Here is a 20,723-nt window from a genome sequence, read left to right as displayed (position 1 = left end):
ATGAATACTGATGCGCTCCAGACCAGCCAAGGTGCAGATCGGTTCCGCGATTTTATCGGACCGGTGGGATTTTTAACATCCATTTTTTTCATCAACTTTTTGTCCCGAATCATTCTGGCTCCTTTTTTACCCACCATTGAAAAGGATTTAGGAATCAGTCACGCTGCAGCGGGATCGCTTTTCCTTTTTATCTCAAGCGGATATTTCGTGACCCTGCTGGCATCCGGTTTCTTCTCTGCTCGCCTGCGCCATCGGCGTACGATCGTGCTTTCGGCCGCCTGCCTGGGCGCAGCCCATCTGTTTTCGGCCTTCAGTCAAAACCTCTGGCAGCTGCGTATAGGCCTGGTTTGCATGGGGATGGCCGCAGGCCTTTACCTGCCCTCGGGACTGGCCACGGTCACCGCCCTGGTCAACCCCCGGCACTGGGGAAAGGCGATGGCCATTCATGAACTGGCTCCCAATATCGGCTTTGTCGCCGCCCCGCTGGTTGCCGAGGTCATGCTCGGGTGGGTGTCCTGGCGCCATTCTTTGCTGATTCTTGGCGGCCTTACGCTACTGGCGGCATTGGCCTTCTTGCGCTTCGGCAAGGGCGGTGATTTCGCCGGCAAGGCCCCGAGCTTCGGTGCCTTCAAAATCCTTTGTGGGTTGCCGTCTTTCTGGATCATGATGGTGCTTTTTATGCTGGGCATCAGCTCAACGATGGGGATATACACCATGTTGCCGCTTTACTTGGTTGCTGAACAGGGCATGGCGCGTAGCCACGCAAACGAAATTGTGGGCCTGTCGCGTGTCCTGTGTTTTGGCATGGCCTTTTTCGCCGGCTGGGCCAACGATCGCATCGGTACCAAGCGCACACTGATGGTGGTTCTCATCCTCAGCGGCTCGACAACCATATTGCTTGGTGTCCTTCATGGATTTTGGCTGACGTCCATGATATTTGTCCAACCCCTGATTGCGGTCTGTTTTTTTCCGCCGGCTTTTGCGGTGCTGTCCACTATCGGTCCAGCCGGAATGAGCAATGTGGCCGTGTCGCTGACAATTCCCGCCGCGTTTTTGATGGGTGGCGGTGTCATGCCGCTGCTGATCGGGATGATGGGGGATCGGGGAAGCTTTGCCGCCGGGATGATCATGGTGGGGGGGATGGTCCTGGTGGGCGCACTGCTGGCGGCATGTCTCGATGCTAAAAGGTAAACTAAATAGTGCCCGTCCAGAAATAGGAAAATTTGGTCGAGATCAAGGCGCACGAAAAATTTTACCACAGGTATATAGTTGATATTCCGAGGATAAAATTTTTCGCGCAACGCCGAGATCGGGCAAATTAGCCATTTCTGGATGGGCACTAAATAGCCATCGCCTTTTGCCATGATCGCCTGGCTGATGTTGATGATTGCGTTGGGTCGGCCATTTGCCGAACATAAACGGGTTGTCAGATCCGCAAAACAAAAATGATGACAACGGGGTTGCGCGAATCTTTTGCAACCCCGTTGTCGTTGTTTAATTCACTGCTGCCAGGGCCCACATGGGGGCTGTCGCCGGATCGATGGAAAAGACGAAAAGTCCCACAAAATAAAACATTGCGGTCACGACCATGATGCCCAGGACGTTGAGCAGAAAACCGGTTCTTATCATTTGACTCATCCGGATCCGGCCGCTACCGAAAATGATCGCATTGGGCGGTGTTGCGATAGGCATCATGAATGCACAGGACGCCGACAAGGTCGCCGGAATCAGCAGCAGCAGCGGGTTGGTTTTCATGGCCACGGCAATGGACGACAGAATTGGCAGGATCATCTGCGTGGTGGCGGTATTGGAGGTCATTTCCGTTAAAAAGGTCAGCGTGGTGCAGATGGTGGCCACCATGAATACCGGCGTGACCCGTTCCAAAATTTTCAATTGGCTGCCGATAAAGGCGCTCAGGCCGGAATTCTGAAATCCGGCGGCCAGGGCGAAGCCGCCGCCGAAAAGTAGAATCACGGCCCAGGGCAGTTTGGTAAAAACAGCAGGGTCCAGCAACATGGCCGATTTGGCGTCGTCGCTTTTGGTGGGCAAAAAGAACAGGATCAGCGCCATGGCAACGGCCACCGTGCCGTCATCGATCATTTTCGGAAAGGGCAGCAGCTGGCCCCAACCGGGTAGGGTGACGCTGCCCAGCACCAAGTCGTTGCGAAAGATCCACAATACAGCCGTCAGGGCGAAGATCGTCAACACTTTCCGCTCTTCATTGGTCATCGGTCCCAGGGCTTTGTATTCAGCTTGCATGACGGCATGGTCCACGCTGAGATGGGAAGGAATCTTTAACAGGACCGATGTTAACAAAAACCATATCATGGCGATCATGGCAATGGAAATGGGCAGCGCCATGATAAACCACGTGCCGAAAGCGATGGGGGGCGCCTGGGGGAACATCTGCGTGAAGGTCCGCATCAGCACCAGATTGGGCGGTGTGCCCACCGGGGTGGCGAATCCACCCATGGATGTCGAATAGGCGATCCCCAACAACAGAGCGATTGAAAAGTTCTGTGTATCTGTTTCGGGAAACACCGCTTCCATTTTTTTGATAATGGACAAAGCGATGGGCAGCATCATTACCGCTGTGGCGGTATTGGAGATCCACATGGACAAAAATGCGCCGGCCACCATGAATCCGAAAATAATGCGTGAAGGGCCGCCGCCAATGGCCAGCACCGTGACCAGGGCAATGCGCTTGTGAAGATTCCAGCGCTCCATGGCCAGGGCGATCAGAAAGCCGCCTAAAAAAAGAAAAATTGTGCTGTTGAAATAGACGGCGGCAGTGGCTTTGCCACTCAGGATGCCCATCAGTGGAAAAAGCACCATGGGGATCAGGGCCGTGGCCGCCAGGGGAATGGCTTCCGTCATCCACAAGATCGCCATGGCACCGGCTACGGCAGCCATGCGTGAAACCTCCGGCCGGGATGGGTCAAGATCGAGCAGCCATAGCAGGATAAAAACGATCGGCGCAAAAATTAGGCTTGCTTTTTGAATCATGGATCGCTGAGCTTTGGGTGCTTTTGATGGCATGGTATCTTCTCCTTCTTGTTTCTGCCGTCAGAATTATGAATGATCAAACCGTTGATGCGAGCGATTGATGAGCAATAGACGTACCATGCTTGACATAACGGCGGTCGATGTGGCGGAAGGATCGTTCAACCACTGAAATAAAAAGGAAAAGATGTTACGTTTTATGGCGGTGGACCGATTTTGAGGGGGTGGGTCAAACGGCGGATTTTCATCACCAGGCGGCGAATTTTCGCCGCCAATCATTACTTAAAACGCACATGCATTTCGGAATTCTGAAAAAATTCGTCTGTGCCTTCCTGGTGGTGGCCCTGCTTCCGCTTGTGGGGCTGAGTCTGTTTACCTGGCTGTACATCAACCAGGCCGGTGTGGATATCCTGGACAGCAGCCAGACATCCTTGAAGCATTATTCGATCACCCTTCTCGAAACCCAGGTGAAAACCATCGCCAACGAGGTCGAAGACCTGCTGGCAACAGCCGTCAGCGATCTTCGGCTGTTATCGATCGTCCCGCCTACACCCGACGCTTTCGAAGCCTTCGTGCGTGAACGTACCCGTGAGGTATGGACCCCAGACCCATCCACGGCAGCGATGGGCAAGACCCTTCAGTCTTTGCCTCTGTATTGCGAGGCCAGTTTCATTGATCGTTCAGGCATTGAACGGATTAGTATCCGAGGCGGCCATGATACATCCGGGTGTGATGTGTCCGCTGGTGCACAGAGTGTGCATGGCCCTGAAAACTACTTTTGCGAGACCCGTGATCTAGCCCCGGGCGAAATCTATGTGTCCCATCTGGTCGGTTGGCACATGGATCGCGAGCCAACTGGTGGGGGTCCCGGCGCCTATCGCGGGTACTATCGGTTCGCCCAACCCGTGTACCGGGAAGGGGTATTTACCGGTGTGATCACCCTGGCCCTGGACCAGCGCCATCTGATGGAACTAACCCAGCACGTATTGCCTTTCGGCATGGAAAGCGTGGTTTCTCCTGATTACTTCAGTGGGGATTACGCATTTTTATTCGATGATGAAGGCTGGGCCATCACCCATCCCAAAGCATGGGATATCCGTGGGGCCGACCGGCAAACCGGACGTCTGGTGGACCCGCGATCGGACACGTACACCGAGGCCGCCCTGAAATCAGGCGCGGTACCGTTCAATCTGCTGCATGTGCCCTTTATTCATCCCAGTTACCAGGAAATTGCCCAGAACGCATTGTCCGGCAATGCCGGCATCGCCCGGGCCCGCAATGTTAGCGGCATTCCCCGCATTCTGGCCTATGCGCCCATTCGCTTCTCCCACGGGGCCTATGGCAAGTCCGGTGTGTTTGGTGGCGTGACATTGGGCGCGCAGATAAACCTGTTCCGGCAAATCGTCACCGAGACATCCAGGGATATCGATGGACTGCTGAAAAAAATCCTTCGTAACCTGGCGGTTTTCATTGTGCTTTCCGGTGTTGGGGTGACCTTTATCGCCATTTGGCTGGCGCGGAGTTTTACCCGGCCCATTTTGGCCATCAAGGATGGCGTCGGTGAAATCAGCCGCGGCAACTATGCGGTGGATCTGCCCGTTTCCAGCCGCGACGAATTGTCCCTTCTGGCCAATGATGTGTGCCGGCTTGGTATTCAGCTTAAAAAGCATGTCCAGGATATCGATGCCCATTATGTCGAACGCGCCCGCCTGATGGAAGATGCCCTCAAACGCAGGCAACTGGTCGAGAGCGTCTTCACCAACATACTCAGCGGGCTCGTGGTTTTCGACCACCAGGGGGTGATCCTGTCGGCCAATCCCCGGGCCGCCGATTTTCTCAAACAGCATGAAGCCGAGCTTATTGGACGGCATGTCAACGATATCTTCGGGCCGTTTCCCAAGATGCTCGATTTGATCGTCGGCGAGCGGGATCAGCCTGACCCGGTGCTGTCATCCATCGATATGAAACTACCGGATGGACAAACCATCTATTTCGAAACGACCCGGGCCCGGTTGGTTTCGGAAACCGATCCCGGCGAAAAAAAGATCCTTTTTATCTTTCGCGATGTGACCAAGCGAAAAACCATGGAAGCCCAGTTGAACCGATCCAATCGCCTGGTGTCCATGGGTATTCTGGCAGCCGGCATCGCCCATGAGATCCGCAACCCGCTCACCGGGATTAGCCTGATGCTCGATGACCTGCACGACCGCATGGCCACGCGCACCGAAGAGCGTCTGATGATGGAAAGCGCCCTCAACGAAATTGAAAAGCTGGATGCAATCATCTCCGAGCTGCTGGCCTTTGCGTCCAAATCGACCACCAATCCCAAGGCCAGCGATCTGAATCACGCGGTTAATCTGACCCTGTTCTTTGTGCAAAAACAGTACAAAAAGGCTCGCATCACCCTGACCAAGGACCTTTTTACGCACCTGCCCCCGATTCAGATCGATACAGAGAAAATGAAGCAGGCGCTGTTGAACATCCTGCTCAATGCCCTGGCAGCCCTTTCCGAGACGGACAATGGACAGGTGACGATCACCACCGCATTTGTCCCCGCATCGGATATCCTGGGCGGTAAACCGGCCGTGATCTTAAGCGTGCGCGACAATGGTCCGGGAATCGCGAAGAAGGACCTGGAGTTTATTTTCGATCCGTTTTATACCCAAAAAGCCGGTGGTTTCGGGCTGGGCCTTTCCATCACCCATACCATTATCGAAGAGCACGCCGGAAAGATTCTGGCCGAGAGCGAACCGGGCCGTGGCGCCTGTTTTACGATCTACCTGCCGGCAGGCGAACCTGAAGCGGCGTCGCCGGCTGATTGATTCCTGAGAGAGAAAGTCATGAAACGTATATTGGTCGTCGATGACGAAAAAATCATCCGCGAAAACCTGGCCCGCATTCTTAAGGAGGAACATTACCATGTTCACAGCGTGGCCGATGGCCGGTCCGCGCTGGGGCATCTCGAATCCCACGATAACGATCTGGTACTGCTGGATCTGAATCTCCCCGACATCAACGGCCTGGATGTGCTGGAAAAAATTCGCAACACGGATCCGGATCTGCTGGTGATCGTGATTACCGGCTACGCATCAGTGGAATCCGCGGTAAAGGCCATTAAGCTGGGGGCCTACGACTATATCAAGAAGCCCTTCAAGGCCGATGTGATCAAGCTGATCGTTAAATTGGCCCTGGAAACCCGCACGCTCAAGACCCAGGTGGGGCTGTTGAAAAAAAGCCTCAACCGTCCGGAAGACGTAAGTGTCGTTTCCAATAGCGTTGCCATGCAGCAGATCCTGAGCCAGGCCGCCGAGGTGGCTCGCCACGAAAGCGCCACGGTGCTGTTGACCGGTGAAAGCGGCACCGGAAAAAATGTGATCGCGCATCGCATCCATCAGCTCAGTCCGCGGGCGACCATGCCGCTTTTGCATATCAATTGCGCGGCCCTGCCTGAAAACCTTTTGGAAAGCGAGCTTTTCGGCCATGAGAAAGGCGCGTTTACCGATGCCGTGCAGCGCAAAAAAGGATTGTTCGAAGAAGCCGACGGGGGCACCATTTTTTTGGATGAAATCGGCGAAATGCCCATGACCTTGCAGGCCAAGTTGCTGGGCGTGCTGGAGAGCAGAAAAATCCGGCGTATCGGCGGCAATCGCGATATCGTCACCGATATCCGTCTGATCGCCGCCACCAATGTGGATCCCAAAGCCGCCATCAAAGAGAAAAAGCTGCGCGAAGATCTTTATTACCGCCTGAACGTTTTTCCCATCCACCTTCCGCCCTTGAGACAGCGCCCGGAAGACATCGAGGCCCTGGCCAATATGTTTCTGCTGAAATACGCCGATAAATTTCACAAGGCATTCAAGACCATTTCTGAAGAAGCGCGGGCCACGCTCGCATCCTACCACTGGCCGGGAAATGTGAGGGAACTGAAAAACGTTTTCGAGCGTATCTGTATCATGCACGATGCAGCCGTGCTGGAAAGCCACCATTTGCCCCAGGAGCTGGAATCCGCCGAGCCCCTGTCGCCGGCCATGCCGATCCCAGAGCATCTTTACGATCTGGAACTGGCCATCGAGCATGTCACCACCATGCTGATCAAAAAAGCCCTGCGCAAGGCCGAAGGCAACACGGCCAAGGCCGCCCGGCTGTTGGGGATTCCGCGGGGCACCCTGCGCTATAAAATCGATAAATTTTGCCAATGAAAATCGGGGGGGGGCGGGAGAGCGCAACGGGTGTTCAATTGTTCGGTTTCGCTTTTGAATCCCTCTTTCCCGGTCGAGTGTGTAACAAATTGTCGGCCCTTTACTTTTTATAAGCGGGATTGAGGTTTTTAAACATAGGATAGTGTTTGGTATTGAGGGTCTTTAATTCTGCATTTTCGGATTCGGCGGTTGCAGCCAATATGGCATCGGCAAGTCCAACACCGTGTGACTTGCCATAATCTCGCCTGTAAAGCCCCCCGGCTTTTCCGATAGCGGCGTCTACTGGGACAACACGGAATAGGGATATGAAGTGCTGCAAAGCATTTTGTTCAGTATCTCCTTTGACACCAGCATACAGCTCCGCGACCACAATTGATGATAAAATGATCCGCTCATTATAATTATTAACGAAAGCAACGGCTTTGTCGAATCCTCTAAAAAAATCGATAAGAACATCTGTATCTAAAAGAATCGGCTTCTCCATCATTTGCCCCGGTCCCATTCAGAACGAATCGATTCAAAATCAGGAAGATCCGTTCGATTCTTCCAAATTCCAGCAGACTCCCGAAGCACCCTTTCCCTATGGCTCTTACCGGCTTGTTCGATTAGCTTGTCGATAGCCTCCCTAATGAGTTCACTCTGCTTTTTCCCAAATGATTTAGCCATCGTAGCCAATTCGTTGCGTTGATGCTCTGTTAAATAGATTTGAGTTCTTATCATTTTTCACCTCTCACTTAATGTATACACCATGATTATACATTACGATGCCAGTGTGTCAATGCCAACGAAGAACTAAAAGTTCGACTGAAAGGCTCTTTTTAAGTGTTGTAACAATCGGAGAAATTCGAAATATTAAATCCCTGGTCCGATATTCTGTCTTGATCGGTTGGCAGATACAGGTAGTTTCTGCTTGTTTAAGAACCGTTGCGAGTTTTGTCTGGCCTCCGAATATGAATATACTTGCAATTTTTTAAACCTACAATGTCTCTATGTTGAGATTATGTGCAATTGATTTGAGCTTTTTATCCAGTGTCAATAGCGGTGCTATAGGTCAGCTTTTTCGATCCTGCATGCTTTTTTCGACGCTTGGATCGATGTGCAGAGGTACAGGGTCTTCAATTTCGATGTGTTTAAAATCTTTGTGGCGTGGGTTCACCACAAAGTTGGATTCCAGAGGGACAACAGCGGATGGTACTTGCATTACCATATATTCATTTGCATCCAGCCACTTTTTCCCAATCTGTTGCGTTGAGGATGGAATTGGCAGCTCAAACCAATTTTGGGGTAACGATGAGGCGGAAAGAGAAAAAACAGAGGTTTTATCAAAGGTAAACGGGAACGCGATAAAGTCTCTTATTTTATCAGTACTGTCGAAGTGGACGACTAATTCCAAAATCACCAAGGACAAATGTTGGGCAAGATAAATGGCTGGATATCCGACAGGGTTCCAGCGCCCACCATACAACTTGGCGCCCTGCCCACTCATGGAATCCTGTCCGAACTTTTTCAGTGTGATTCGCCAGGCGGTGATTTTCATCCGGGAAACACTCCGTAGGCAATTCGTCCAAGCAGCAACATCACTTCTTCGGCTCCCGGAGCAGTATCGGCGTATTCCAGAGGTATTTTCCCATCCAATCCCCTGGCTGGATGCTTGAGCCAACTATTTGCCGCATCGTCACTGCCGAAAAGGTTAACCGCTTGATCATAAATTATAGCCAGACGCAAGAGCCGCTCTGATTCGTCTGTGCGGAATCGACCTTTTTCCCGGCGGCGGTTTAGTGTCCGACTGGAAATCTGTACGATACTAGCCAACTTAGAAACAGATATGCCTAATCGATCCTTCAATTGGTCGAAAGACTCCGTGGGCAACCCTTTTTTTAGCGAGCTTATCGGTTGGTTGGTATTATCAGCTTTTATTTTGATTGCGTCGACGTTCATCTGTAATTCCTTAGTCCAGCATATGGCAACATGTTATGCGCCTGATGCCTCATTGTAAAGGAGTTATCGATGCGTTGTCTGGTAAATGAAATTCGGGGAAAGAGATGATTTATGCGTTTCCATAACAGCTACACAAAAATTGAAAATGATGGTCCAGAACGGCGCTGAACAGGGGATTTCGGGTCGATCTGGGTAATGCTCATGCCTGCTCACCATTCCAGCATCTGCTTTTGTATCTTTTTTTTCGACGCCAGGGTCAGTGCCACAAAAGCCTCCACCGTAGGGAGGGATGATTGAGACAGATAATTCATTTCTGTGGGCACAGACGGCTTCTGACCTTCAATTGGTAAAAACACGCAGCCTTCCGTATACATCTTCCGAACATACCTTGGCAGAATGGTAACGCCGAGACCGGATGCGACCTCCGTCAGCACGGTCTGCATATTTTCCGGCTGGCTGAAGATGACCGGCACAAAATCTTCCTGCTGACACGAACTGAGAATCAGATCGAACATGCCTGTTGATTCACTGCGTTTGAGCATCACAAAGGCATCCGCTTTAAGGTCCTTCAGCCTCAGGCGTTTTTTCCCGGCAAGAGGATGGGTTTCCGGAAGAATGGCCACCAGCGTATCCTCGTACAGCCGCTGAACGGAAAAATCGTTTTTCTCGGTGCCGGACATGGGCCCGGAAAACCCCACGTCCAGCTGTCCGTCTTTAAATGCAGCGAGCTGCTGCTGTCTGGACATTTCCCGCAGATGAACCTGAACATCGGGATAAGATTTTATGTAATCCTTCACCAGCCATGGGATAAAACTGAAACAGGCCGGCCCCACGTAACCGATGCGCAGACGTCCGATTTTCCCCTTGGCTGCCAGCCGGGCCTGTTCTTTGGCCAGATGTGCGCGGGCCAGAATCTCATGGGCATCATTCAGCAGGCTTTGACCGGCAGCTGTAATTTTCACCTCCCGGGTGTTCCGCCAGAAAAGACGGACGCCTAACTCTTCTTCCAGATCTGAGATATGCCGGCTGACCGCCGGCTGAACCGTGTTCAATTTTCGCGCCGCCTCAGAAAAACTCTTTAAGGTTGCCACGAAAAGAAAGCTTTTAAGCGTTTTTATTTCCATACCGATTTATAACAAATAAGCATTACTGTGATCAAATATAAACATTATACTTATAAATGATTTGCCTGTATGATGCTTCCAGCATTCAGTAGTGGATTGAATGAAAAAAACGTTTTTAATCAAATGATTAAGCAGTTTTAGTACAAGATTTTACGCAAGAAGAGTCACAAGGATAATAAGTCGTCATGAAAACCATCCTGATTATAGCAGCACTGGATAAAAAAGGACTTGAAATCAGATATTGCCTCGAGCAGATCAAAAAATTCGGTGCGGCAGCATTATTGATGGACAGCGGCATTCATGGTGAGCCGTCCATCCCTGCTGATATTACCCGTGAAGCGGTTTCCGGGGCGGCGGGTCTGACCATGGATGACGTCAAAAAAATTCCATCAGAAGCAGAGGCCTTGGGTGTCCAGACGAAAGGCGCCGGCGTGCTTGCATCAAAGCTGGCTGAAGAAGGTAAAATACACGGGGTCTTGGGCATTGGCAGCAGCATGGTTCCCTGCCTTGAAATCGGAGTGATGAAATTGCTTCCGCTGGGCATGCCCAAAATCATGGTAACATCCAAGGCCGGTGATCCCGCTGTAATAAAGCAGACCATCGGTGCAAAAGACATCTGCATGTTTAATTCCGTCAGCGATGTCGTGGGGCTGAATCCCCTGACAGAAAGCGTTCTGCGCAGAGCCTGCGGCGCCGTTGTCGGCATGGCTGATGCTCAGGTTCCCTTTACGGACGATAAAAAGAAAACAGTGGCGCTCATGGCAAAGAGCACCACTGATTCCGTTAATCAGACACTACGCTACAGAATTGCTGCCGCCGGTTTTGAACCGGTATCATTCAGCTGTTCCGGGTACGGCCCGGCAAATCTCGAGCAGGTCATCGCGGACGGCGTGATCGACGGCGGCGTGATCGAACTGTCAAGTGACTGGCTGGACCGCCTGGCCGGAGGAGAATTCTCCCCGCCCAGAAACCGTTATGAAAACGCTGGCAATATGGGCCTGCCCCAAGTTTTCGTTCCTGCATCCTGTGATTTTATTGCCGCCGCACCGGGAACGTTTGAGGGACGAAAATCCGTCCGCCTCAATAAACAGGTAACGCTTTTCAGATCATCCCGGGAAGAACTTTTCCAAGCAGGAAAACAAATCGGTGAAAAACTGGCTAAAAGCAGTTCCCCTGTGACCGTTGTCATTCCCTTGAAAGGCTTCAGTAAGCACGACAGGGAAGATGAGCCCCTGTGGAATCCTGCGGCCAACCAGGGATTTATCGACGGTATATCCGTTTTCGAGGATCAACTTAAAATCAATACGGTTGATGCGCATATCACCGACTCAAAATTTATCGATGCCGTGATGGACGCATTTCTTAAAAACGTTACCCAGGCCTGATTCCAGTAAGGCGGCAGCAGGCAGCCCTTGCATCCGGATCCGGAATTATCTGCATATGGCAACATTCTCCAGGAATGATTCCATGACCACGTCAATAAATTCCGGATCAAATATATGGGCATTCACCTGCTTGATCTTGATTTTTCCCTCATAAGGAGAGATTCCTTCCAGAAAACCCATATCAGCTTCCGGATCCCACAGCTGCCCGCCTTCCTGATCATGCACGGCAAACCCCCTCATAGGGATCACAACCGTTGCCGGCGCATCCGCTCTGCTCAGTTTTCTGCCCACGTCTTTTCCCACCTGGCGAAGCTCTTCCCTGCTGGAGCGGAAAAGTGCAACGGCCCGGTTATGGGGCGCAACTTTCCGGCCGGGAAACATGCCCGGTGCGGCAGCGACAAAGTCACAGGAACCTGGAATAAATACCTGTGGAAGTCCTTTTTTCCCTGCATTTTCATAACGGTCCGGCGGCGGAAAGGAGTCGCCGCCGGCAATATGGTCAAGCCAGTCACTGGCCAGCTCTATCACACCGCCATCAATGAAACCGTCTGCAATGACCTGTTCCTGGCTGGCAGGACCATATCCAAAGCAGTGGAAGGTCATGGGCTGAAACCCGGCCGCCGCTACCCGGTCCCGCAGGGCGCGGTTGGTGGGCTCGGTGGTGCCTTTGGCCATAATGGCCACAATCTTTTTTTTGTCCATGTCCTGGGTTACCGTCGCATTTGCCATGCCCACAACACCGCCGCAGGCCCTGGTAAATACTGTTCTGGTCAAATTATTGATGCCCACAACATCGGTGACGGAGTGGAACATGCAGATGTCTTTTGTGCCCACCGAAGGGCCGACCACAGCCGGATTGCCGGCCTGGGAAGATACCATGAATTTGGGCACGCCAATGGGAAGAGAGCGCATGACACCGGTACCCAGGGCAGTGCCCATGCCGCCGCCGACGCCTAATACCCCATGAATTTTTCCCTCTTTGAGCAGGCGTTGGGCTATAATGGAAGCCCCTTCTGTCTGAAGCCCCAGCGCTTCGGCTTCAGCGGGAATTTTTCTGACATTTTCAATGGTTGTACCAGCAGCTTTAGCAACTTCTTCACGGGTGATATCCGGTGGAATAGTCGGTTCACCCAGCACCCCCCCGTCAATTAACAATGCTTTTGCGCCAAGTTCCTCAATCCGCTTTTTGCAGAACGCAATCTCCAGGCCTTTTGTGTCCAGTGCCGCCACTACCAGGATTGTCCTCATAAATGTTACCCCCTTTGAGTTTAATGCCTACAGTCATGGACTAATAGTTAGTGCTGCTGCCAGTCATATAAAAGATCTTCAAAACTGTGTTCAACGTTTTTCAGAGACGATACTCTGCTGAGAGCCGGATCCAGCGGTGTGGAGCGTCCACGGTTGATAATCTGAGTGCCCCGGACCGCATCATGGCGGGTGGCCAGTGCCCACCAGACTCGCGGAAGATCGTCAGCGGCGATATCATCGTCCACTATGATCAGCCCTTTAAGGCCGTAGATGTAGGTGTGGCTGGCAAGCATAGCCGCCGTCACCTGGTTGGTATGACCCGAGAACATCTGTTTCACAGAAACAATGGCCCAGAAACGGCCGCAGGCCTCAGGAGGCATGTAAACAGACTTAATCCCCTTGATGCCCATACTTCAGATGAGACTGGATAACTTCTATCCACATGATGGCCTGAGAATTCTACAAAAAGCAGGCACTGTCAAAATCATAAATATTATGCCATTTATAAAGCTAACTTATGAATGGCAGCCTTCGGTGTTTAAGGGCTTTGTTAAAGGGCCATACATCGGCTTTAACCAATTCCGATTTCATGAAATGACATCGCACCGAAAGCGCCGGGATAAACCGGCATAGAGTAGGGGATGAAAGAGCCCTACATGAAAGGAGAACTGCTCCATCATAGACCCGATTCATGGGCGGGCAATCGCGAGGTTGCACGTGAAGCGTTGAAAAAGGAGGAACTGCTCCATAGCCAAAAAAACTCAACGCCGGTTTGTAAGTTCAGACAAACGCAACATCGGTGACAAACGACAAGAGTGCGTTTGTGTCAATTTTGTATGTTTTAAAGGATATTTTTCCATTCTGAGCTTTTGGGCAAGTTCACGGTCCTGTTCCACAAGCTACCAAAGCGCAAAGGAAAGAACTGAAAGGATTGTTTCAATCGCAACCGTCATCCGATAAAACTTCCTTGCCGACTGCTTCCCGCTCGCTGGTTCCCTGCAAAACGGCAGAGTTTCGATACACCCAGTCCAGCTCCCGGCAAGCCTGATCGAATGTGCGGCCATAGATCAGGGCTATGGCTGATTTTTTGCCGAGCACCCAGCCCACGTCCGCGGCGATACCGGGAAGCGAGAAGCGTTTCACGCGGCGGTAAATTTTAAGCGGCCATTTGAGCCAGCCATAGGCGGCAAGGGAGTTGCGCATGATGCCACGCACGGTTGAGGTAAAGACCAGATCGGAAAGATCCTTGGCCTGAAACAAGGTTGACAGGCGCGTTTGGAAAAAATAGCGGACCAGCCTGATGTCGTTGCCCTTGCCCAGCGTGCCCAGCCAGGACCGCGTGCGGACCAATAGCGGACCGATGGCGGCCTCCTCCAGGGGCCGGTCGGAGTCTGGAAACTGTCGCCGGGCGAGCACCTCGGCAGCCTTGCGGACCGCTGTTTTCCAGTCCTGCCAGGTGGGGGTGGATATCAAGACAGTCGAAAATCCGACCAGGTCTTGCCGGATGATGGCGATCTGTGGATCTTCTTGCAGGGTCGAGGCCATCTCCAGATGCGACAGATCCTCCAGCACCGCTTCAGGGGATTGTCTGTTTGCTTCCACGGGTCCGTCGCTTTTCCCGTCAAAGGCATCCAGCGCCAACTTACCCGTGAAAAGCGTGATGTCCAGCAAAAGGTTTTTCACCAAAACGAGAACCAGCAGTTTGCGTGAAAGAAACAGAATCCATGACAGCGGATCGGGAATGATGAACAGGCGCATCAGTGTGAAACGCTGTATATTGGAATGATGGGCCATATACCACTTCACCCAGGGGTGCCTGACCAAGTCGTCCGACCATTGGTAAAGGTTATGAATCGTTCGGATATTGATCGTGTTGATGCGTTTCAGGCCCGGTTGGTGAATAATCCGGTCGAAACGGTACAGGGAGGCGTCGAGACTTTTGATCAGTTGTCCCAGGGAAATCTGAAGTTCGGGCTGGTTGGCGTCCGGATAAAAACAGGCGGCAATGGAGCGGATAAAGTCACGCAGGCGCTCCAAGTTAACGCCCTGCTGCGGGGAAAATGACCGGGAAAACACCTGACAGGTGTCGACGATCAGGCCAATGGCTTGTTGGCGGTCCGGTGCCGCGTTTTCGGCTTCTTCAGCCAAGGCCTTGAGTTCTTTATGAATCGCCAGGTTCCAGGAAATCACGCCTTTGGCGCGCCAGACCACGATGAAGATCAGGATGATTATCCCGAGTCCCATGCCGCCCCAGAGAATTTTTATTGTGAGCCACCAGTCCATAGATAAGTGGTATTATAAACCAATTGAAAACCGTAATCACGTATGTATAATGCCAACTTATGAAAAATCATCCCGATAACCCGAAAAATCACCCCAGCAGGCAGTCCCGGATACGCGGCTGCCTGCTGGGCGGTGCCGTTGGTGATGCCCTTGGGGCGCCGATTGAGTTTATGGACATCCACGAGATTCGCAGACGCTATGGCCCTGCCGGCGTGACCCGGTTTGAGACGGCCTATGGTCGTAAGGGCGCCATTACCGATGATACGCAAATGACCCTGTTCACGGCGGAAGGGCTGATTCTTTCAACGGTCCGCTCGGACTACCAGACAGCGCCGATCACCGCCGTCTACCATGCCTACCTGCGGTGGCTCTACACCCAGGATATCGATCACCAGACCCGGTTGGTCAACGCCCATGGCACGTGTGCGGTCATCGACGGCATCCTGACCGGTCATCAGCGCCTTTTTTCCCGTCGGGCGCCGGGTAACACCTGCTTGGGCGCATTGCGATCGGGCCAGATGGGATGCATGGATCAGCCCATAAACGACAGCAAGGGCTGCGGTGGCGTCATGCGGGTGGCGCCCATCGGACTGGCCGATGATGATGTGGAAAAAGCCTTCCGTTTGGGGTGTGAAGCGGCGGCCATTACCCATGGTCATCCTACGGGCTTTTTGCCGGCCGGTTTCCTGGCGGCGCTTATATCCGGCCTGTTATCCGACAAACCGCTTGCATCGGCATTGGATGACGCCACCCGAATTCTTGTCCAGCACGCGAATCACGATGAAACCGTTCAGGCTATTGAACGGGCCATGGACCTGTGGCAGCGTAAGTCCCCATCGCTTGAAAATCTCGAAAGTCTGGGCGCCGGCTGGGTGGCCGAGGAGGCGCTGTCCATCGGACTGTACTGCGCCCTGGTGGCCGGCGATGATTTCGGCAAAGGCGTGCTACTGGCCGTCAATCACTCCGGGGACAGTGATTCGACCGGATCCATTGCCGGCAATATCATTGGTGTCCAATGCGGGGTGGAGAGGATTCCCGCCGGCTGGCTGGGCGAGCTTGAGATGAGGGCTCTTATCGAGGAGATTGCCAACGATCTATTTGATCGGTTTGTATAGATGAAAAATAAGGAGACATCGCCATGTCCGATTCCAAAAAAATACCCCTTCGGTCAGAGATTGCCAAGGGCGATCAATGGGACTTGAAACCGCTGTTTGAAAGCGATCAGGCCTGGGAAACGCACTTTACCGAAACCAGCGGGAAACTGGGCGGCTACGAGGCATTCAAGGGCCGTCTGCTCGAATCACCGGAGCAGCTTGCCAACGGGCTTGACTTTCATATGGAGATTTTCCGGGCTCTTGAAAATCTGTACACCTACGCCCACCTGAAAAACGATGAGGACAAAACCAACAGCGGCTACACCGGCATGATGGACCGGGCCATGGGATTGTTTACGTCAGTGTCGGAGCGCGGCAGTTTTATCGACCCTGAGATTCAGTCCATGGATGAGGAAAAGCAGCGCGAATTTCTCGCAAGCCCCCGGCTCGAGAAATACCGCTTTTTCCTGGAAAAGATCCTGCGGGCCAAACCCCACACCCACGATGAGGCCATAGAAAGAATTCTGGCCATGTCCCTGGACGTGGCCCGGGCGCCTTCTCAGATCTTCAGCCAACTGGACAACGCCGATCTGACCTTCGGCGAAATCGAGGATGAAACCGGCGCGCGGGTCGAGCTGAGCCACGGCAATTTCATTACCTTTCTGATGAAACCACAGCGGGATCTGCGGCGGGATGCATTCATGCATTACTACCGTACCTATGAGGCCCACCAGCACAGCATTGCCGCCGCCCTGGCCCATTCGGTAAAAAAGGACGTGTTTTACGCGCGGGTTCGCAACTATGCCTCCTGCCGCCATGCGGCCCTGTTTGCCGACAACGTGCCCGAGTCGGTGTACGACAACCTGGTGGCCACGGTAAAGGAGAACACCGCCCCGCTGTTTCGCTATCTTGATCTGCGCCGCCGGATGCTGAAGCTCGATGAACTGCACTTTTACGATACCTATGTCCCCCTGGTGTCGGCCGTTGATTTTAAGCTTACCTACAAGGAGGCGGTCGAGATCGCCATGGCAGCCCTGGCACCACTGGGTGAGCAGTACACGACCATTCTCAAACAGGGACTTCTGGAAGGCTGGGTGGATCGTTACGAGAACAAAGGCAAGCGCAGCGGGGCATACTCTTCAGGCAGCTACGACTCACCGCCTTATATTCTGCTCAATTTCGAAAACAACAACATCAACAGCCTGTACACCTTGGTTCACGAGGCCGGGCACAGCATGCACTCCTATCTGTCGAAAAAGCACCAGCCCTATGTGGATTACCAGTACACGATATTTGCCGCCGAGGTGGCTTCGACCTTCAATGAGGTGCTGCTCAGCCGGTATCTGTTGGACCAGTATCAGACTGATAAAAACATGACCGCCTATATTCTCAACCGCGAGATCGACAACATCCGTGCCACCTTTTTCAGGCAGACCATGTTCGCTGAATTCGAGGCCTTGATCCATGGCGATGCGGAGCAGCAAATTCCCCTTACTGTGGATGCGCTGAAGAATACCTATCACCGGCTGCTCGAGACCTATTTTGGTGATGCCATGACCATCGATTCTCAGCTTGACCTGGAATGCCTGCGCATCCCCCATTTTTACAGTGCTTTTTATGTGTATAAATACGCCACCGGACTGTCGGCGGCCATTACCCTGGCCGACCGTGTGATGGAAGGCGGACCGGCACAAAGGCAGGCGTATCTGGATTTTCTCAAAGCCGGCGGCAGCATGTTCCCCCTTGAGGCCCTTGCCAAAGCCGGGGCCGACATGGCCATACCAGAGCCGATTCTCAAAACAGTATCGCATTTTGAAGCGTTGGTGGATCGGTTTGAGCGGGAGGGTAAGGCGTAGGTTTATTTTGATCCGATGGTAGGGGGGGAAGGGCGAAAAATTTTTCGCCCCTACCCATAGAAAAATGCCGTGATCAGGCGATGGGCATGCCTGTGAAACCATATCACACAAGGCCGGGGATAGTTTGGCCGTTACTCAAAAGGAGGATTCTGGATGGAAAGAAAACAACTGATGGAAATGTTCAACAAAGCAACGCGTATCGGTGCCTTGGCAACCAGCAACAAAAACGGAGATGTGGACGTCGCCGTATTCGGATCACCGCGCATGATCGATGAAAACACCGTGGTCATGGCCATCGGCGACAATCGCTCCTACGCGTACCTGCAGGAAAACCCCAAGGCCAGTTTTATTGTCATGGAACCGGGAAGCAACCCCATGGCCTGGAACGGGGCTCGGCTGTACCTGGAAGTGGATACGATCCAGCGCGAAGGCGAGATGCTGGATTCTTTTCGGGAAGGTATTCGCAAAATGGCCGGTGATAAATCCGCCGATGCCATTGTCGCTGCCATCCGATTTAAGATTACCGATGTACGCCCGTTGATTGCACCACCCAAATAATGCCCATCCAGAAAGGACCAATTTGCCCGTTTCTGGAAGGGCATTAACGTTTATCTATCGCCTTGAGGAGACTTGTATCCGTGTTTTAAGAGGTCATCGATCGAGGGGGGATCAAGCGAACCCCTGGGCAGGATTTGATGACTTCAGTGAACACCTGCTCGGGGTGCCGTTCATACCGGCGGGACAGGTGAAAAGGAACCAGGCACCGGACACCGGCGGCCGTGGCAATCTCACCGCATGCCCGGGCCGTTAAATGGCCGTTGACTGTTGCCAGGTGCTGGTGGGCTTGAGCATAGGTGGCCTCACACAGAAAAAGGTCTGCCCCACGGGCCAGGTCGACCAGTTTGTGTCGATTGGCGGGTGAATCCGCCACATCCGTGGCATACACCAGCTTGCGGCCCGGCGCCATGCGAATCAGGTCTGCGGCCAGCCTGGAAACAGGCTGGCTGGAGCCGTCCGGGAGCTCGATCATCGCGTCATGTGCGCCGGCGGCGACTTGCCGTTTGAGCTCGCCCAGCCAGGGACCTTGTGCCCAACCGGTTTGGCGCAGCCTGGCTTCGATCACCTGGCAGCGGGGTTTTTCCTCGTATGCCAGGGCCAGTACCGGGATGCCGTGGTCGAGGACGGCGGCGCGGATGGTAAACGCCGGATCATCGACCAGGATACCTTGAAATGCGGCCTTCTGTTGGCACGATGGCTTATCATCATTTCCGACGTGCAGGTGACGCCGCACGATGCGGTCCTCATCTACTTCCACAACCTCGAAGCGGGGGCCGCGATCACCGATGCGGTCCCAGACAATGCCCTGGATCATCCCCTGGATGTGGCGTGAAAGACTTGCTGTCCCGTAGAGTTTACAGACTGGGAGATCGCCGATGCGGGCACGCAGCAACCAATAAAAGCCACTGATATGGTCGATGTGGGCATGGCTGATGAAGACGTCGCTGACCTGGTGGGCAATACGGGCCGGCAGACGGTTGCCCTCGCCCAGATCAAACAGCAGGCTGCGTTTTTGGTGAGGAAGGCGAAGATGGAGAAGCGGGTCTCCGAAAATGCCGTTGACCAGGGTGGCGCTAAGCGGGCCTAAGTGGATCGGAATGCCGGGACTGATGATCGACGGGCCGGCGACAGCTCCCACAGACCAGATGCCCGGTCTTGGCGCTGGCCTTCCGGCAGGCGTGATGGTGACCAGTTCGCCATCACTGTTGCGTCCGGCATCACGGACCAACAACGCCCCTGATCGAGTCCCCATATCGAGCAATTTTACCACCAAATGGTCGGTTTTCACGGCCACCACTTCGCCCATGGCAATAGTACGCTGGTTTTCCACCAGGGCGATCTGCCGGCCCTGCCATTGCTGATGATGGTCCATTGCCGGTGGGGTACCCAGCAGTAGACGGCCGCCTAGCGAAATCCGTTGAACGGCAAAGGTCGATACATGGGCATCCCACAAGGCCGTCCGGAACCGCCGCCGCTGCCGGCTGCTTGGGCTTCGGGCAGCGCAGGATGATAGTACCGTCACAACCTCGATACCGGCCGCCCTGCATTCAGCGGCCAGGGGAGCTGGTTTTTCTTTGCGGGAAAGCAAAAGCAGCGTATCCACAGCCGCTGCGGTGATCAAGCCGGTCAACAGTTCCGCGGCGGCGATACCACGGGTCAGGCCGGGGCCATCGATCAACAGGACCGCCTCGTTTTCGGCCACGGCGAGGCGTCCGACGGCCTGCATCAGCGGCAGACGGAACCGGCCGGCGTTCAGGCTGCAGATAGCCTCGGCGGCCACAAGCCGGAATCGTCCCTTTTCAAACCAGCCCAGGCAAACCGCGCCGGGGATGCCGAATGCCGGAGAGCCTGGATCGGCAATCAGAATGCGGTGACCCATGCTGCGCTTTTCCAGGCAGCGCGACAGACCGGTGACCAGGGTTGATTTGCCGGTGCCGGTTTCTCCAAATACGAGGACCCGCCGCCTGCAATCAAACAGGCGCTTGGCGATGACCTCCGGTTGATCGGCGCTCAATGTACACTGGCGTGTAGTCAT

At 53.5% G+C, this 20,723-nt stretch carries 17 protein-coding genes; 7 read left to right on the top strand and 10 right to left on the bottom strand.

Features of this window, described 5'->3' with window-relative positions; translation table 11 throughout:
- On the top strand, positions 1-1,191 hold the full coding sequence (locus Dvar_RS43280; protein WP_419659673.1) for an MFS transporter: 1,191 nt from the start codon (positions 1-3) through the stop codon (positions 1,189-1,191).
- Positions 1,192-1,494: 303 nt separating this feature from the next.
- Here the strand turns inward: Dvar_RS43280 and Dvar_RS43275 are convergent, their stop codons facing one another.
- On the bottom strand, positions 1,495-3,039 hold the full coding sequence (locus Dvar_RS43275) for an SLC13 family permease (protein WP_419659672.1): 1,545 nt from the start codon (positions 3,037-3,039) through the stop codon (positions 1,495-1,497).
- A 257-nt stretch (positions 3,040-3,296) separates the two neighbouring features.
- Between Dvar_RS43275 and Dvar_RS43270 the strand changes: the two genes are divergently transcribed.
- Positions 3,297-5,825: an ATP-binding protein gene (locus Dvar_RS43270; protein ID WP_419659671.1), complete on the top strand. Its 2,529-nt coding sequence runs from the start codon at positions 3,297-3,299 to the stop codon at positions 5,823-5,825.
- An 18-nt stretch (positions 5,826-5,843) separates the two neighbouring features.
- Positions 5,844-7,202 (top strand): sigma-54-dependent transcriptional regulator, encoded by a 1,359-nt coding sequence (locus Dvar_RS43265; RefSeq protein ID WP_419659670.1) that lies wholly within the window; start codon positions 5,844-5,846, stop codon positions 7,200-7,202.
- A 100-nt stretch (positions 7,203-7,302) separates the two neighbouring features.
- On the opposite strand, the gene Dvar_RS43260 is transcribed toward Dvar_RS43265, so the two are convergent.
- The 5 genes from Dvar_RS43260 to Dvar_RS43240 form a co-directional block, all read right to left on the bottom strand.
- A complete protein-coding gene (locus tag Dvar_RS43260) occupies positions 7,303-7,689 on the bottom strand; it encodes a type II toxin-antitoxin system VapC family toxin (protein ID WP_419659669.1) in 387 nt (128 codons plus the stop codon).
- Positions 7,686-7,922 carry a CopG family transcriptional regulator gene (locus tag Dvar_RS43255; protein WP_419659668.1) on the bottom strand — a complete coding sequence of 79 codons (237 nt, stop codon included), beginning with the start codon at positions 7,920-7,922 and terminating at the stop codon, positions 7,686-7,688. Before Dvar_RS43255 ends, Dvar_RS43260 begins: the two co-directional genes overlap by 4 nt.
- Before the next feature lie 331 nt (positions 7,923-8,253).
- A complete protein-coding gene (locus tag Dvar_RS43250) occupies positions 8,254-8,739 on the bottom strand; it encodes an RES family NAD+ phosphorylase (protein ID WP_419659667.1) in 486 nt (161 codons plus the stop codon).
- The gene (locus Dvar_RS43245; RefSeq protein WP_419659666.1) at positions 8,736-9,140 is read right to left on the bottom strand and encodes an antitoxin Xre/MbcA/ParS toxin-binding domain-containing protein; all 405 of its coding nucleotides are present in this window, start codon (positions 9,138-9,140) and stop codon (positions 8,736-8,738) included. The genes Dvar_RS43250 and Dvar_RS43245 overlap by 4 nt, the downstream gene beginning before the upstream one ends.
- 209 nt (positions 9,141-9,349) lie before the next feature.
- The gene (locus Dvar_RS43240; protein ID WP_419659665.1) at positions 9,350-10,264 is read right to left on the bottom strand and encodes a LysR family transcriptional regulator; all 915 of its coding nucleotides are present in this window, start codon (positions 10,262-10,264) and stop codon (positions 9,350-9,352) included.
- Positions 10,265-10,449: 185 nt separating this feature from the next.
- Here Dvar_RS43240 and Dvar_RS43235 point away from each other — a divergent pair, with 185 nt between their 5' ends.
- A complete protein-coding gene (locus Dvar_RS43235; RefSeq protein ID WP_419659664.1) occupies positions 10,450-11,649 on the top strand; it encodes a Tm-1-like ATP-binding domain-containing protein in 1,200 nt (399 codons plus the stop codon).
- A gap of 45 nt (positions 11,650-11,694) precedes the next feature.
- Here the strand turns inward: Dvar_RS43235 and Dvar_RS43230 are convergent, their stop codons facing one another.
- The 3 genes from Dvar_RS43230 to Dvar_RS43220 all read right to left on the bottom strand — a co-directional run bounded on the left by Dvar_RS43230 (position 11,695) and on the right by Dvar_RS43220 (position 15,141).
- Positions 11,695-12,897, bottom strand: coding sequence for a Tm-1-like ATP-binding domain-containing protein (locus tag Dvar_RS43230; protein WP_419659663.1), 1,203 nt, complete (start codon positions 12,895-12,897; stop codon positions 11,695-11,697).
- 47 nt (positions 12,898-12,944) lie between these two features.
- Positions 12,945-13,307 (bottom strand): hypothetical protein, encoded by a 363-nt coding sequence (locus Dvar_RS43225; protein ID WP_419659662.1) that lies wholly within the window; start codon positions 13,305-13,307, stop codon positions 12,945-12,947.
- A 526-nt stretch (positions 13,308-13,833) separates the two neighbouring features.
- The gene (locus Dvar_RS43220; protein WP_419659661.1) at positions 13,834-15,141 is read right to left on the bottom strand and encodes a hypothetical protein; all 1,308 of its coding nucleotides are present in this window, start codon (positions 15,139-15,141) and stop codon (positions 13,834-13,836) included.
- A gap of 98 nt (positions 15,142-15,239) precedes the next feature.
- Here Dvar_RS43220 and Dvar_RS43215 point away from each other — a divergent pair, with 98 nt between their 5' ends.
- The 3 genes from Dvar_RS43215 (at position 15,240) to Dvar_RS43205 (ending at position 18,688) form a co-directional block, all read left to right on the top strand.
- Entirely contained in the window at positions 15,240-16,295 is a 1,056-nt protein-coding gene (locus Dvar_RS43215) for an ADP-ribosylglycohydrolase family protein (protein WP_419659660.1), read from the top strand.
- 23 nt (positions 16,296-16,318) lie between these two features.
- Positions 16,319-18,130: an oligoendopeptidase F gene (pepF, locus tag Dvar_RS43210; protein WP_419659659.1), complete on the top strand. Its 1,812-nt coding sequence runs from the start codon at positions 16,319-16,321 to the stop codon at positions 18,128-18,130.
- 153 nt (positions 18,131-18,283) lie between these two features.
- Positions 18,284-18,688, top strand: a complete 405-nt coding sequence (locus Dvar_RS43205) for a pyridoxamine 5'-phosphate oxidase family protein (protein ID WP_419659658.1) — start codon at positions 18,284-18,286, stop codon at positions 18,686-18,688.
- A gap of 85 nt (positions 18,689-18,773) precedes the next feature.
- On the opposite strand, the gene Dvar_RS43200 is transcribed toward Dvar_RS43205, so the two are convergent.
- Complete coding sequence (locus tag Dvar_RS43200) at positions 18,774-20,723, bottom strand: Clp1/GlmU family protein (RefSeq protein ID WP_419659657.1); 1,950 nt, start codon at positions 20,721-20,723, stop codon at positions 18,774-18,776.

Source organism: Desulfosarcina variabilis str. Montpellier (assembly GCF_048565275.1).
GTDB classification, from domain to species: Bacteria; Desulfobacterota; Desulfobacteria; order Desulfobacterales; family Desulfosarcinaceae; genus Desulfosarcina; species Desulfosarcina variabilis.
This window is presented reverse-complemented; position numbering and strand designations above follow the sequence as displayed.